General features: G+C 73.3%; 12 protein-coding genes. 4 read left to right on the top strand and 8 right to left on the bottom strand.

Annotation, left to right across the window (positions count from 1 at the left end; genetic code table 11):
• Nucleotides 1-89: 89 nt before the first annotated feature.
• The 5 genes from leuS to ABD899_RS05760 all read right to left on the bottom strand — a co-directional run bounded on the left by leuS (nt 90) and on the right by ABD899_RS05760 (nt 6,639).
• Nucleotides 90-2,999: a leucine--tRNA ligase gene (gene leuS, locus ABD899_RS05780; RefSeq protein WP_345203484.1), complete on the bottom strand. Its 2,910-nt coding sequence runs from the start codon at nt 2,997-2,999 to the stop codon at nt 90-92.
• A 219-nt stretch (nt 3,000-3,218) separates the two neighbouring features.
• Nucleotides 3,219-3,713: a DUF4396 domain-containing protein gene (locus ABD899_RS05775; protein WP_345203372.1), complete on the bottom strand. Its 495-nt coding sequence runs from the start codon at nt 3,711-3,713 to the stop codon at nt 3,219-3,221.
• Between the two features lie 68 nt (nt 3,714-3,781).
• Nucleotides 3,782-4,930, bottom strand: a complete 1,149-nt coding sequence (locus ABD899_RS05770) for a carbohydrate kinase family protein (protein ID WP_345203371.1) — start codon at nt 4,928-4,930, stop codon at nt 3,782-3,784.
• 11 nt (nt 4,931-4,941) lie between these two features.
• A complete protein-coding gene (locus tag ABD899_RS05765) occupies nt 4,942-5,964 on the bottom strand; it encodes a hypothetical protein (protein ID WP_345203369.1) in 1,023 nt (340 codons plus the stop codon).
• 24 nt (nt 5,965-5,988) lie between these two features.
• Entirely contained in the window at nt 5,989-6,639 is a 651-nt protein-coding gene (locus ABD899_RS05760) for a lysoplasmalogenase family protein (protein ID WP_345203367.1), read from the bottom strand.
• 211 nt (nt 6,640-6,850) lie between these two features.
• On the opposite strand from ABD899_RS05760, the gene ABD899_RS05755 reads away from it, so the two are divergent.
• Nucleotides 6,851-7,459: a MarR family winged helix-turn-helix transcriptional regulator gene (locus ABD899_RS05755; RefSeq protein WP_345203365.1), complete on the top strand. Its 609-nt coding sequence runs from the start codon at nt 6,851-6,853 to the stop codon at nt 7,457-7,459.
• Nucleotides 7,460-7,494: 35 nt separating this feature from the next.
• Here ABD899_RS05755 and ABD899_RS05750 read toward each other — a convergent pair whose 3' ends face one another.
• Together ABD899_RS05750 and ABD899_RS05745 are read right to left on the bottom strand one after the other, a co-directional pair.
• Nucleotides 7,495-9,018 carry a flavin-containing monooxygenase gene (locus ABD899_RS05750; protein ID WP_345203364.1) on the bottom strand — a complete coding sequence of 508 codons (1,524 nt, stop codon included), beginning with the start codon at nt 9,016-9,018 and terminating at the stop codon, nt 7,495-7,497.
• A gap of 22 nt (nt 9,019-9,040) precedes the next feature.
• Nucleotides 9,041-9,949, bottom strand: a complete 909-nt coding sequence (locus ABD899_RS05745; RefSeq protein WP_345203362.1) for a M23 family metallopeptidase — start codon at nt 9,947-9,949, stop codon at nt 9,041-9,043.
• Nucleotides 9,950-10,171: 222 nt separating this feature from the next.
• Between ABD899_RS05745 and ABD899_RS05740 the strand changes: the two genes are divergently transcribed.
• The 3 genes from ABD899_RS05740 to ABD899_RS05730 are packed head-to-tail and all read left to right on the top strand — an operon-like array spanning nt 10,172 to nt 12,407.
• Complete coding sequence (locus ABD899_RS05740) at nt 10,172-10,663, top strand: glutathione peroxidase (RefSeq protein ID WP_345203361.1); 492 nt, start codon at nt 10,172-10,174, stop codon at nt 10,661-10,663.
• Nucleotides 10,660-11,805, top strand: a complete 1,146-nt coding sequence (locus ABD899_RS05735) for a metallophosphoesterase (RefSeq protein WP_345203358.1) — start codon at nt 10,660-10,662, stop codon at nt 11,803-11,805. Before ABD899_RS05740 ends, ABD899_RS05735 begins: the two co-directional genes overlap by 4 nt.
• The gene (locus ABD899_RS05730) at nt 11,802-12,407 is read left to right on the top strand and encodes a DNA-3-methyladenine glycosylase I (protein ID WP_345203356.1); all 606 of its coding nucleotides are present in this window, start codon (nt 11,802-11,804) and stop codon (nt 12,405-12,407) included. Before ABD899_RS05735 ends, ABD899_RS05730 begins: the two co-directional genes overlap by 4 nt.
• Nucleotides 12,408-12,440: 33 nt before the next feature.
• Here ABD899_RS05730 and ABD899_RS05725 read toward each other — a convergent pair whose 3' ends face one another.
• Entirely contained in the window at nt 12,441-13,577 is a 1,137-nt protein-coding gene (locus ABD899_RS05725; RefSeq protein WP_345203353.1) for a hypothetical protein, read from the bottom strand.
• Nucleotides 13,578-13,614 lie beyond the last annotated feature (37 nt).

Below are 13,614 nucleotides of genomic sequence, written 5' to 3'. Positions count from 1 at the left end.
ACCGGGCGACCCCGAACACCCCTCCAGAGATCCTTGCACCGCGAAAGGAATTCCTCCACGCGGGCAAGCAAGTCTCCCGAGGTACCCCGTCAGGCCGGGACGACGTTGACGAGCTTGGGCGCGCGGACGATGACCGTGCGGATGCCGTCCGGCACCGCCGCGCGGACCTTCTCGCTCGCGAGGGCGAGCTCGCGCAGGGCGTCCTCGGTGATGTCCGAGGGCACCTCGAGCCGGTCGCGGACCTTGCCGCGCACCTGGACGACGCACGTCACCGTGTCGTCGACGAGCAGGGCGGGGTCGGCGACCGGGAACGCCTCGTGGACGAGCGACTCGGTGTGCCCGAGCCGGGACCACAGCTCCTCGGCGATGTGCGGTGCGAGGGGCGCGACCATGAGCACGATCTGCTCGGCGGCCGCGCGCGGGACACCACCCTCGAGCTTGGTGAGGGCGTTGTTGAGCTCGGTGAGCCGGGCGATGGCGGTGTTGAACCCGAGCCCCGCGTAGTCGGTGCGCACCGCGTCGATCGTGCGGTGGAGCACCCGGGTCGTCACGTCGTCGAGCGGCGCGTCGACGACGACGACCTCACCGCTCTCCTCGTCGACCACGTTGCGCCACAACCGCTGGAGGAAGCGCTGCGAACCGACCACGGCGCGGGTGTCCCAGGGCTTGCTCTGCTCGAGCGGCCCGAGCCCCATCTCGTAGAGCCGGAAGGTGTCGGCACCGAACGCCGCGTACATCTCGTCGGGGCTGACCATGTTCTTCAGCGACTTGCCGATCTTGCCGAACTCGCGCGTCACCGGCTCCCCGTGCCAGGTGAAGACCGGGTGGCCGTCGGCGCCCACGCCCTCCTCGACCTCACGGGCCTCGACGTACTGACCCCGGCTGTCGGTGAACGCCGGCGCCTGGATGTAGCCCTGGCTGAAGTACGTCCGGAACGGCTCGTCGCTGCTCAGGTGGCCGAGGTCGTGCAGCACCTTGTGCCAGAAGCGCGCGTAGAGCAGGTGGAGCACGGCGTGCTCGACGCCGCCGACGTAGAGGTCCACCCCGCCGGGGTCCCGGGTGCCGGGGGCGGCGCCCGCCACGGGCTCCTCGCGCGGGCCCATCCAGTAGGCCTCGTTCTCGGGGTCGACGAGCACGGCGTCGTTGGCCGGGTCGAGGTAGCGCAGGTAGTACCAGCACGACCCGGCCCAGTTCGGCATCGTGTTCGTCTCGCGGCGGAACCGGCGGGTGCCGCGACCGTCGCCGAGGTCGAGCTCGACGTCGACCCACTCCTGGACCCGCGACAGCGGCGGCTCGGGCTCGCTGCTCGCGTCCTCGGGGTCGTAGGTGCGCGGGCTGTAGTCGGGGACGTCCGGCAGCTCGACGGGCAGCATGGCGTCGGGGACGGCATGGGCGACCCCGTCCTCGTCGAAGACGACCGGGAACGGCTCGCCCCAGTAGCGCTGGCGGCTGAACAGCCAGTCGCGCAGCTTGTACGTGATCGTCGCCTCGCCGAGCCCCTTGTCGACGAGGTATGCCGTGATCCGTTCCTTCGCGTCGGCGACGCCGAGCCCGTCGAGGCTCAGCTCGTCGTTGCTCGAGTTGATCGCCGGCCCCTCGCCGGTGAACGCGGTGTCCTCGTCGTGGCCGGGCGTCGGCTGCACGGTGCGGACGATCGGCAGGTCGAAGGCCCTGGCGAAGTCCCAGTCGCGCTCGTCCTGGCCGGGCACGGCCATGATCGCACCGGTGCCGTAGCCCATGAGGACGTAGTCGGCGACGAAGACCGGGATGCGCGTGCCGGTGACCGGGTTCGTCGCCCAGCCCCCGGTGAACACGCCGGTCTTGTCCTTGCCCTCGCTCTGCCGCTCGACGTCGCTCTTGCGCGAGGCGGCCCGCCGGTACTCGGCGACGGCCTGCGCCGGGGTCGCGGCGCCGCCGGTCCAGGCCCCCTTCGTGCCCTCCGGCCACGCGTCGCCGGGGACGAGCTCGTCGACGAGCGGGTGCTCGGGGGCGAGCACCATGAAGGTCGCGCCGAACAGCGTGTCCGGGCGGGTCGTGAAGACATCGATCCCCTGCCCCTCCCCCTCGACGGGGAAGGTGACCCGCGCACCGTGGCTGCGCCCGATCCAGTTGCGCTGCATCAGCTTGACCTTCTCGGGCCAGTCGACCCGGTCGAGGTCGTCGGCGAGCCGGTCGGCGTACGAGGTGATCCGCATCATCCACTGGCGCAGGTTGCGCTTGAAGACGGGGAAGTTGCCGCGCTCGGACCGCCCCTCGTTCGTGACCTCCTCGTTGGAGAGCACGGTGCCCAGGCCCGGGCACCAGTTGACAGGTGCCTCGCTCGTGTACGCGAGGCGGTAGGAGTCGAGGATGCCGGCGCGCTCGACGTCGGACAGGTCGTCCCAGCCTCGGCCGTCGTCGGCGGGCAGGGGCCGGGCGCCCGAGCGGAACTCCTCCTCGAGGTCGGCGATCGGGCGCGCGCGGCCGAGCCCGCCGTCGGGCCGGACCGCCTGCGGGTCGTACCACGCACCGTGGATCTGCAGGAAGATCCACTGGGTCCAGCGGTAGTAGTCCGGGTCGATCGTCTGGACGGCGCGGCGGTCGTCGTGGCCGAGGCCGAGGCGGCGCAGCTGGCGCGCCATGATCGTGATGTTGTCCTCCGTCGTCGTGCGGGGGTGCTGGCCGGTCTGCACGGCGAACTGCTCCGCCGGCAGGCCGAACGCGTCGTAGCCGAGGCAGTGCAGGACGTTCTTGCCGAGCATCCGGTTGAAGCGCGCGAAGACGTCGGTGGCGATGTAGCCGAGCGGGTGCCCGACGTGCAGCCCCGCGCCGCTCGGGTAGGGGAACATGTCGAGGACGAGGAGGTGGCCCCCGGGGTGCGCGGCGACGCCCTGCGGGTCGGCCCACGGACCGGCGGGGTTCGGCGCGTGGTACGTGCCGCGCTCGGCCCAGCGGTCCTGCCAGGCGACCTCGATCTGACCGGCCAGCTCGGCGGTGTAGCGGTGCGGGGTCTCGCTCATCTCGTCCTCGTCGTCTCGGTGCGGTTCGGGGTGCTCGGGGTGCTCGGACCGGAGCGCCGGAGCGCCGAGGCGCCGGAGCGCTGAGCGCCGACCCATGAAAAAACCCCTCTCGCAGGAGGGGTCGCCGCGCGGGCCGTCTGGCCGGCGCGGCTAGGGAAGCAGCTCGAACCTCGTCACGCCCCACAGAGTATCGCAGCGGACGCGAGCGCTGCCGGGCGGTCAGTGGAGTCCGTGGACGACGGCGTGGCCCCGGCCGCGCGCGATGAGCCAACGGTTCACCGGCACGGTGACGACGAAGGCGACCGCGAGCGAGAACGCGAGCGCGCCCCAGAACAGCGTCGAGGACAGGCCCGCCTCCATGGCGCCCGGGACGACGAGCATGACGGAGTTGTCGACGACCTCCATGACGGTGATCGAGACGGTGTCCGCGGCCAGCGTCACGGCGAGCGCGGCCTTGAGGGCCAGACCGGCCCGCAGCACGGGCACGAGGGTGAAGGCGTAGCCGAAGACGAAGGCGAGACCGACCGCCAGGGCGATCGTCGCGACGGTCGACAGGCCGAGGGCCGTGCCGATGACGAGCCCGAGGACCTCGCCGATGGCGCAGCCGATGAGGCAGTGCAGCGTCGCGGTGGCGGCCTGGGACCACGAGGCCCGGCGGGACGGGGTGGCTGCGGCGTGGTGCTGGTGCTGGTGCTCGTGCTGGTGCGTTCCCATGGTGTCCATGGAGAGTCAAACAGATACCCCCCTGGGGTATATTCCACTTCGCCACGCCGGCTGAGCGCTCACTCCGTCGGGCGGTGTCCCCACGTCGTCGCCGAGGCGAGCACCTCGGCGGCCGGCCCCACCCCGTCGGACGTCGTCGGGCTGGTCAGGCAGGCGGCGGCCGAGGCCACCCCGAGCGCCAGGCTGCGCTCGACGGGCCACTCCTCGTGGATGCCGTGGAGCACCCCCGCGGCGAAGGCGTCTCCCGCGCCGGTCGTGCTGCGCACCGCGTCCCGCGGGACCCGGACCGACCCCTGCCGCCACACCCGTCCGCCGGGGGCGGCCGCGACGCAGCCCGCCGGGAAGTGCACGACCGCCAGCCGCCGCACCCCGCGGTCGACGAGGCCGAGGGCGAGGCGTTCGAGCCCGGGCCACGGCACGGACTCGTCGGCGCCCTCGGCCGCGAGGTCGGACCCGAGGAGGGCTGCGGCCTCGAGGTCGTTGATGACGATGGTGTCGAGGTGGGGCAGGCACGGCGCCGCGACCTCGGCCATCCGGGCGGGGTCGAGGCTCACGAGCTCGAGGTTGGTGCGGATGCCGGCCACCTGCGCCCGCTCGAGGAGCCGCACCCAGCCGTTGCGCCCGTCCGCGCCGGTCTCGTCGAGGCGCGGGTGGAGGCCCGGGGCCCCGAGGTGGAGGATCCGCGCCGCCGAGCCCTCGACGTCGAGCAGGTCGTCGGTCAGCAGGGCGTTGGCGCCCACGTGGTGGAAGAAGGTGCGGCGCCCGCCGTGTCGCTCGACCATGGCGTCGGTGAACGACGTGTCCGCGCCGGCGACGCGCACGAGCCCGGAGGCGTCGATCCCGGCCGCCCGGCACGCGGCGAGGATGTGGTCGCCGTTGGCGTCCTCGCCGACGACCCCCGCGAAGGCGACCGGGAAGGGCGCCCCGAGCCGGGTCAGGTCGACGGCCATGTTGAGCCCCGGCCCGCCCGTCCCGAGGGAGAACTCCTCGATGATCGCGATGTGGTCGAGTGGCGGGTAGTGGTCGATGACCTTGCTGAGGTCGACGACGGCCGTGCCGGCGCAGAGCACCCCGTGGCGGCCGCCGGCCCCCGCCGCCGGTGACCCAACCGCCGTGGGCGCAACCGTGGACTCGGCCGCCGTGGCCGCAGCCACCGTGGACTCGGCCGCTGTTGACCTGGCCGCGCTCTCGTCGGGTGGTCGCCCCATCGCGGGCCGGCTCACTCGTCGCGCAGGACGCGCTCGGTGACCTGGAGGTCGGTGTCGAGCGGCCGGTGCGACTCGATGCCCGCAGCGGCGAGCGCCTCGTGGTAGGTCCGCACCCCCTGCTCGGGGGAGAGCTCCCCGCGCAGGACCCGGCGCATGGCGGCGAGCAGGTCGAGCTGGGACTCGGCTCGTTGGATCTTGCGCCCGAACAACGACACCCGGGCCCCGGCGGCCTCGGCCCGGTGGAGCAGCTCGAGGGCGTCACGCGTGGTCCCGGCCGACCCGCCGAGGATCCCGACGACCACGGACGGGTCGTGCTCGACGAGCTCGGCCACGGCATCCCGGCCGTTGTACGCCATCTTGAGGAAGACCGGCCGGTGGGCGGCGGTGACCCCGGCGAGGAGCCGGATGATCGAGTCGTTGACGAAGGCCGGGACGTCATCGGGGGCCAGGCCCTGCGGTGCGTTGGGGTTGAAGACCTCGAGGAAGTGGCGCATCCCGAGGTCGGCAGCCTCGAGCCGGAACTCGCGGTAGGCCTCGAGCGTCGCGAGGTCGTGGTCGACGTCGTTGTTGAGGGTCACCGAGTACAGGACGAGGTCGCAGAACCGGCGCACCGACGCCAGGTGGGCGGTGCGGAACGGTCGGGACATCCGCGCCGCGTAGACCGAGCCGCGCGCGCTCCAGATGTCCGTCGTGTCGTTGGCGCGCACGGCGAGGGTGACGTCGTCGCCCAGGGCGCCCTCCCCCGCGAGGACCTCGCCGTTGCTCGCGGACGTGAGGAGGATGTCGACGGCGCCCGCCTCGACCTCGGCACGCATCGCCGCGAGGTAGGCGGCCCGGGTGCGGTGCACGCCGGGCAGGCTGCGCGGCTGCGGGTCGCGCGCCACCGGCCCGCCGGCCATCACGCCGAAGGCCATGTCGGCGTCCTTCGCGTCGGCCACGACGAAGTCGTCCGGGGTGTACTGACCAGCGTGGATGCGCTCGAGCTTGCGGTCGAGCGCGCGCTGGACGGCGGGCGTGTGAGCGGCGTCGGACATGGGGCCAGCCTCCCACTCCCCGACTCAGGAGGCGAGGAGACCGAGCAACCCCCAGACGATGAGCACCTGGGCGCCGTGGTAGGTGACCATCGTCACCGGGTGGCTCCACCGGTGCGGCTGGACGAACCGTCCCATCGCGAGCACGGTGTCGCTGACGACGAACAGGCTCACGCCGAGCCCGACGAGGAGGCTGCCCGTCGCCCAGCCCGTGACGGCCATCGCACCGATGACGAGCATGTACGTCGCGACGGCGACGGCCAGTCCCGGGCCACCGTCCGCCGTGGCGCCGGGCAGGATGCGCCGGCCGACGGCCAAGGACCCGGCCACGACGGCGACGCCGGCCCACCCCCACGTCGGGTGGTCCAAGCCGGCCAGCACGAACGACGCGACGAAGGCGAGGTGGCCCAGGAGGAACGCCATGAGCCCGCCGGCGAACCTGCTGGGCGAGTCCCGCAGGAGGAGGACGTCGCCGACGAGCCCGAGCGCGAGGGCCAGCAGGAGCCATCGACCGGATGCCGTGTCGCCGGCGCCCCCGAGCGTCGCCACCGCGAGCAGGCCGATCATCGCGGCCGGCTTGGCCCAACGCTCGACCTCGGCACGGCTGCGGGCCACCGCCCACCAGTCGGCGACCATCGCGGCGGCGGTGAGGGCGGCGGCGAACCACCCGGCCGACACACCGGCATCCTGCCAGCCGCCGGATGGCGGCGCCGCCGCATCCCACACACCTCACCCCAAATGTCCTTCCCGACCGGAGGAGTTCCTTTCAGCGCGAAAGGACCGCGGACCTTTGCTTTCGGGGCGAAAGGAATTCCTCCGGTCGTGTAAGAGGGCTGGGTGGGTTGGTGCCTGTGGATGGTGAGCACGCCGTCGGCGCGGGCTCGGCATCATGAACAGCACGGGGTCCGGGGGGAAGGGGGTGGCAGCAGTGCCGGCACGGGGGAAGGACTGGGCGAGGCGACGCGGCATCGGCCCGAAGGAGCGGGAGTGGAACGAGCCGTGGGAGCGTCTTCGGACCGCGATCGTGCTCCGGCACGGGCTGGACGTCGATCCCGGTCGTCGCTTCGAGCGACCGGACGAGGACGACACGCGGAACCTCGCGCTCCTCCTCCGGCAGGCCAGCGCGGCCCTCGACGCCGACCTCACCCGCATCCTGTCCACCGCCGCCCCGGGGCTCTCGCCCATCGACCTCGACGCCCTTCGTCGCGTCGCCGAGAAGGCCTCGGCAGGGATCAACCTGTCCGAGTACCTCCGGGTGCCGCCGGTGAGGGTCTCCCGCATCCTCGACCGGCTGGAACGTGCCCGGCTCGTCATCCGTGTCGAGAGCCACCTCGACGGCCGGGTGCGTCGCGCCGAGCTGACAGAGGCCGGTCGCGCGCTCCTCGACACCATCGACGGCGACCTCGACGGCCTGGCCAGGCTCTGGCTCGACGAGATCGACGACGGCGCCGAGCGGGCGCTGCTCCCGTTCATCGCATCGCTCGCCGAGCTCACCTGACCGTCCGGCCGAACCGGCCCTCTCGCGACACCGCGTCAGGCGTGCCGCCGGAGCTCCAGCCGCCCGTCGTCGATCCGACCGAGCCGCATGACGGCCAGGTCGTACAGGTAGCTCTGCACGACCCGCCACGGCCGCCGCCGGCCCTGGCGCGGCAGGAGGTGGGCTGCGCGCTGGACGTACCCCGAGGTGAGGTCGAGGACCGGGCGGTCGCCCGGGTCGGCCTCGTCGTAGCGCGGCGTCGCGACGGTGTACCCGTGCCGGTCCATGAAGCGCACGAGCGAGCAGGACCACCGGGCCGAGAGGTCGGCGCGCAGGGTCCAGCTCGCGTTCGTGTACCCGACGGCCATCGCGAGGTTCGGCACACCCGAGACCATGACCCCTTTGTAGACGTACCTGCGCGACAGGTCGACCAGCTCACCGTCGACGACGACTTCGGCGCCGCCGGCGACCTCGATGCGCAGCCCGGTCGCGGTGACGACGACGTCGGCCGGCAGGTGCTCCCCCGACGCCAGCCGGATGCCGTCGCGCTCGAACCGCTCGACCGTGTCCGTCAGGACCTCCGCCCGACCGTCGGAGAGCACGTCGAACAGGTCGCCGTCCGCGGCGACGCACAACCGCTGGTCCCACGGGTCGTACTTCGGCGCGAAGTGGGTGTCCACGGCGTACCCCTCGGGCAGGCTGCGCAGCGCCCGGCGCCGCAGCAGGCGGCGCCCGGCGAGCGGGTACCGGCGCAGGAACTGGTAGCCCGCCGTCGAGAGCACGACGTTCTTGCCGCGCACGACGCGGTGCGCCACGGCATCCGGCAGCATCCGCCGCAGCCCGTCGGCGACGACGTCCCGGCTGGGGACCGCGGTGACGTAGCCCGGGCTGCGCTGGAGCATCGTGACGTGCGCCGCGCCGGCGTCGACGAGGGCCGGCAGGAGCGTCACGGCCGTGGCGCCGCTGCCGATGACGACGACGCGGCGGCCCGCGACCGGCATCCCCTGCGGCCAGTGCTGGGGGTGGACGACCACGCCGGCGAAGTCCTCCCGGCCCGGGAAGTCGACGACGTGACCGCGGTCGTACGCGAAGTACCCCGTCGCGAGGTAGACGAGGCGGGCGCGGTGGCGAACGAGCCCCTCGGACGTGCGGGCCGTGACCGTCCACCGCGCGTCGTCCGAGGACCACTCGAGCCGCTCGACGCGGTGGCCGTGGTGGATCCGTGCGGTCACCCCGTACGCGTGCGCCGTCTCGTCGACGTACTGCCGGATCTGCTCGCCCGACGCGATCGAGGTCGGCCCGCGCCAGGGGCGGAACGGGAAGCCGAGCGTGTACATGTCCGAGTCGGACCGGATGCCGGGGTAGCGGAAGAGGTCCCACGTGCCCCCGACGGCGTCGCGCGCCTCGAGGACCGCCCAGGCCGTGCCCGGGCAGCGCATCGACAGCCGGCAGGCCACGTCGACGCCCGACAGGCCGGCCCCGACGACGAGCACATCGACGTCGAGGGGCGGCGGCGCCATCGGGTCGAGGGGCGGCGGCGCCATCGGGTCGAGGGGCGGCGGCGCCATCGGGTCGGGCACGGCCACAGGGTAGGCCGGCCAGTCAGCCGAGCAGGCCCTTGCGCTTGAGCCACGGGTACGGGTTGACCGGGTTGTCGCCGCCCGTGGGGTGGATCTCGAGGTGCAGGTGCGAGCCGAACGAGTTGCCGGTGTTGCCGACGGCGCCGACGACCTCGCCGGGCATGACCCGCTCGCCGGGGCTGACGCTGATCCGGCTCAGGTGGGCGTACCAGGACACCGTGCCGTCCCAGTACCGGATCTCGACCTTGTTGCCGAAGCTCGGGAAGTAGCCGGCCTTGAGGACCGTGCCGCGGGACATCGCGTAGAGGGGGGTGCCGGTGCTCGCCCCGACGTCGAGGCCGTCATGGGTCTTGCCCCACCGCCAGCCGTAGCCCGAGGTGATGTTCCACCGGGCGATGGGGCGCACCCAGCGCTTCCCTTCCCGGGCGGCCTTCACGCGGGCCTTCGCTGCGGCGGCCTTCGCGGCGGCCGCCTTCTTCGCGGCTGCCTTGGCGGCGGCCTCCTTCTTCGCGCGGGCCGCGGCGGCCTTGCGCTTCGCGTCCCGGGCGGCCCGCTGCTTGGCCTCGACCCGACCCTGGAGGGCGGCGGTCTGCATCGCCGAGGCCTGACGCCGCTGGGCGAGGTCGGTGAGCGCGGCCGCCTCCGCAGCCGCCTCGCTGCGCACCGCGAACTGCTGCTCGGCGGACAGGTCGAGGGCGGTCGACGCGGGCGCGGCCTGCACCTCGCTCCCCGGGCCGAGGGCCCCGGACGGGCCGACCGTCGCCCCGGCGGCGGCGAGCACGAACGCAGCGGCCGTGGCCCGCGGCAGCCTCGAGGACGCACGCAGGCCCGGCACGAGCGGGGCGGACGGCACCCGGCCGGGCAGCGGGGCACGGCGCGATGCGCGGTGGCGCCCGGCGTAGCGGGACGTGGGTGGCGCGGGGTGGCTCACGGGGCGGACCTCAGGGTGGGGGCGGGAGGGAACGGCCGGGAAGGGAACGGCGGGGGACGGGACGGCGAGGAGGTCGCCCACCCTAGCGTGACCATTTCGTGATCTTCACCCCCTCGTTCCGCCCTGTGGACGACGCACCAAGCCGTCGAGGCCTTGTCTAAGGTTGCGCTCGCCCCTCGGCTCGAGGACGTCCCCGTCGCCGCCGCGTGTGACCATGGGGGCATGACCACGATCTCCGACTTCACCGCCACGACCCTTGCTGGCGAGGAGCGCCAGCTGTCCGACTTCGCCGGGCAGGTCGTCCTCGTCGTCAACACCGCCAGCTCCTGCGGCTTCACCCCGCAGTACACCGGGCTCGAGGCGCTCTACCGCGACCTGCGCGACGAGGGCTTCGTCGTCCTCGGCTTTCCCTGCAACCAGTTCGGCGGCCAGGAGTCGGGCACCGAGGCCGAGATCGGCGAGTTCTGCCAGGTCAACTACGGCGTGACCTTCCCGATGTTCGCCAAGGTCGACGTCAACGGCGACGACGCGCACCCGCTGTTCGAGTGGCTCAAGAGCGAGAAGAAGGGCCTGCTCGGCGGCCGGATCAAGTGGAACTTCACGAAGTTCCTCGTCGGCCGCGACGGCCGGGTCATCGAGCGCTACGCCCCCAACACCGAGCCGGCCGCTCTCGCCGACGACATCCGCGCCGCCCTGACCGCCGAGGCTGCATGAGCCCTTGGCTCGTCCTGATCCCGATCGGGATCTTCGTCGGGTTCATCGCGTTCGTCTGGCACCGGCTGGCCGTCGCCCCCGGGTGGCGGCCGCGCTGGGTCAGGTATGCCGTGGCGGGAGTGCTCGGCGTGCTCACCGCCCTCGTGTTCGCCGGGTTCGACGCCTGGGGCGGGTCGTTCACGCCGGCGCAGATGCGCCCGGCGGTGTGGGCCGGCCAGGCGTTCCTCGCGAGCTGCCTCTACCTCTTCCTCGGGCTCGTGCCGGTGTGGCTGGCGAGCGTCGCGATCTGGCTCGTCGGCCGGCGCGATGACCACGGGCGCGACACCCGGCGTCGGCTCAACCGGGTGGCGTCCCCGCTCGTCGCGGCTCTCGCGGTGGGCGTCACCGCCTACGGCGCGGTCGAGGCGGCCAACCCCGCGGTGACGCGTTTCGAGGTCGCCTCGCCCCAGCTGCCGGCCGAGCTCGACGGCGCGACCGTCGCCCTCGTCACGGACCTGCACGCCGGAGCCGTGCGCAGCGCCGACTTCACCCAGCAGGTCGTCGACCTCGTCAACGCCGAACGACCCGATGTCGTCGTGGTCGCCGGTGACCTCGTCGACGGCACGGCGGCGCGCTACGCCCCGGAGATCGCCCCATTGGCCGGCCTCGAGGCACCCCTCGGCGTCTTCGCGACGACGGGCAACCACGAGATGTTCGAGGACACCGCCAACTGGGTGCGGGCGTTCGAGGACGTCGGGCTCGACGTGCTGCGCAACGAGTCCGTGGTCCTCGGGCGCGACGGGGCGACGATGACGCTGGTCGGCGTCGACGACGCGACCGGCGAGGGGACGTTCGCCCCCGACTACGACGCGGCGCTCGCCGGGGTCGACCCCGACGGGTTCACGCTCTTCGCCGCGCACCAGCCGGTCCAGGCCCGCGAGGTGGAGGGGCGCGGGGTCGACCTCCAGGTGTCCGGGCACACCCACGGCGGTCAGATGTGGCCGATCAACTACCTCGTGCCCCTGCAGCAGCCGATGCTCGAGGGGACGGCCCAGGTGGCCGGCACGACGGTGCTCACCTCCCGGGGGGTCGGGGCGTGGGGCCCGGCGATCCGGGTCGCCGCCCCCCCGGAGGTCCCGATCGTCACCCTGCGACGGTCATGACCGGGCCGGACCTCGTCGTCGGCGACGACGGGCTCGCGCGCCCCGCCTGGGCCTCGGCCGACCCGATGCTGCGCGAGTACTACGACACCGAGTGGGGGATGCCGGTCCGGGACGAGCGCGGGATGTTCGAGCGCCTCTCGCTCGAGGCCTTCCAGTCCGGCCTGTCGTGGGCGACGATCCTGCGCAAGCGGCCAGCCTTCCGGGCCGCCTTCTCCGGGTTCGACCCCGAGGCCGTCGCCGGCTTCGGCGAGAGCGATGTCGAGCGGCTCATGGCGGATGCCGGGATCGTGCGCAACCGCGCGAAGGTGCTCGCGACGATCGCGAACGCCCACGCGACCCTCGCCCTGAGGTCCGGGCCGGACGGGGACCTCGCGGCCTTCGTGTGGTCCTTCCGCCCGGCCGATACCCCGCGCCCGACGACGCCGGCCGAGGTGCCGACGACCTCCCCCGAGTCGCACGCGCTGTCGAAGGCGCTCAAGCAGCGTGGCTTCGCCTTCGTCGGCCCGACGACGATGTTCGCGCTCATGGAGGCCGTGGGCCTCGTCGACACCCACCTCGTCGGCTCGCACCGTCGCGGCAGCAGCGGCGTGTGGCCGGCGTGACGGCGCGCAACCACTCGCGCGGCCGTCGGACGCTCACAGCAGGGCTGCGCGGCGGTGGCGCCTCGTGGCAGGAGCAACGGGTTCCCAGGTGGGGACGCGCGGGTGGCCGTCCGCTACGGCATCGCCCGCCGGCGGCTCGAGCCAGTCGGCGTACTCCGCCCTGATCCTGGCCGCGACGATCATCCGCTGCCATCCCTGCGGGGCGGCCCAGTCGGTCAGGGCCGTCTCCGGCACTGCGGGCAGGGAGGTTGACACGCCTCTTCGCACGGCCTCGCCGAGGCTGCGGAAGCCGTAGGCCCCGAGCGCAGCCGTCACGACGAGGGCGAGCAGCAGCGTGCCGACTCCCGCCGCGCCCCAGCCGACGGAGTCCATGGCCGCCACGGCCACCGTCCACACCTGCAGGCCCGCGGCGAACACGACGATCCCGGTCGACAGGATGAGACCGCCGACGGTCACATCCGTCACCCGCTCGCCGACCAGCTTGAGCACCGTGTTGGCGATGCCGACCAGGGCGGCAGACACCAGGCCCGCGACGGTCATCACGCCGAGCGCAGCCTCGGGCTCCTCGCCGAGCACGGCGGTCAGGGCGTCGGCACTGCCGAGGAGCGCCACGAGTGCCGTCGAGGCCACGGTGATGTTGGAGACCCAGGAGTCCTTGAACGACCACCCCGCCTCGAGGTTGCCGACGACCGACCGCAGCCCGTAGACCGGTGGCTCGAGCGCGGGCTTCCACGGGAGCTCCTCAGCGACCAGGCCCCGCATCCGGGCGCCGACGATCTGCTGGACGTCGCGGTACGCCGCGTTCCGCTTCGCCTGGGCCGTGGGATGCCGTTCCGCCGACTCGGCGCCCTCTCGCTCCGTCCAGCCGCGCAGGGCGACCGTCACCGCGAGGAGCAGCCCCACGAAGATGCCCCACCAGAGCGGGGCCCAGTTCGACGGCTCGTCCTGAGGCGGTGACACGACGGTGGCCGGAAGGACTCCGGCGTCGGCGCTGGGACTCAAGGTGACGGCATCCGGGCCGGTGTTGATGACGGCGATCGTCGCGGTGGGCACACCGTCGTCCCCGCGCGTGGCGACGGTCTTCGCGTCGACGACGAGGTCCGCCGCGGCTGCGGGCATTCCCGCGAGAGCCAGGGCGACGAACCCCACGGCGACGATCCCCCGAACCATTCCACCATCGTGCTCCCGCCGGCCCGGCCTGTCAGGC

The organism is Fodinibacter luteus (assembly GCF_039541575.1).
GTDB classification, from domain to species: Bacteria; Actinomycetota; Actinomycetes; order Actinomycetales; family Dermatophilaceae; genus Fodinibacter; species Fodinibacter luteus.
The sequence above is the reverse complement of the archived record's forward strand: the minus strand, read 5'-3'. Positions and strand labels throughout refer to the sequence as shown.

Excerpts from the sequence above, each read along its gene's own strand:
- leuS (WP_345203484.1), bottom strand. The coding sequence starts at position 2,999 with ATGAGCGAGACCCCGCACCGCTACACCGCCGAGCTGGCCGGTCAGATC.
- ABD899_RS05775 (WP_345203372.1), bottom strand. The coding sequence starts at position 3,713 with ATGGGAACGCACCAGCACGAGCACCAGCACCAGCACCACGCCGCAGCC.
- ABD899_RS05770 (WP_345203371.1), bottom strand. The coding sequence starts at position 4,930 with ATGGGGCGACCACCCGACGAGAGCGCGGCCAGGTCAACAGCGGCCGAG.
- ABD899_RS05765 (WP_345203369.1), bottom strand. The coding sequence starts at position 5,964 with ATGTCCGACGCCGCTCACACGCCCGCCGTCCAGCGCGCGCTCGACCGC.
- ABD899_RS05755 (WP_345203365.1), top strand. The coding sequence starts at position 6,851 with ATGAACAGCACGGGGTCCGGGGGGAAGGGGGTGGCAGCAGTGCCGGCA.
- ABD899_RS05740 (WP_345203361.1), top strand. The coding sequence starts at position 10,172 with ATGACCACGATCTCCGACTTCACCGCCACGACCCTTGCTGGCGAGGAG.
- ABD899_RS05735 (WP_345203358.1), top strand. The coding sequence starts at position 10,660 with ATGAGCCCTTGGCTCGTCCTGATCCCGATCGGGATCTTCGTCGGGTTC.
- ABD899_RS05730 (WP_345203356.1), top strand. The coding sequence starts at position 11,802 with ATGACCGGGCCGGACCTCGTCGTCGGCGACGACGGGCTCGCGCGCCCC.
- ABD899_RS05725 (WP_345203353.1), bottom strand. The coding sequence starts at position 13,577 with ATGGTTCGGGGGATCGTCGCCGTGGGGTTCGTCGCCCTGGCTCTCGCG.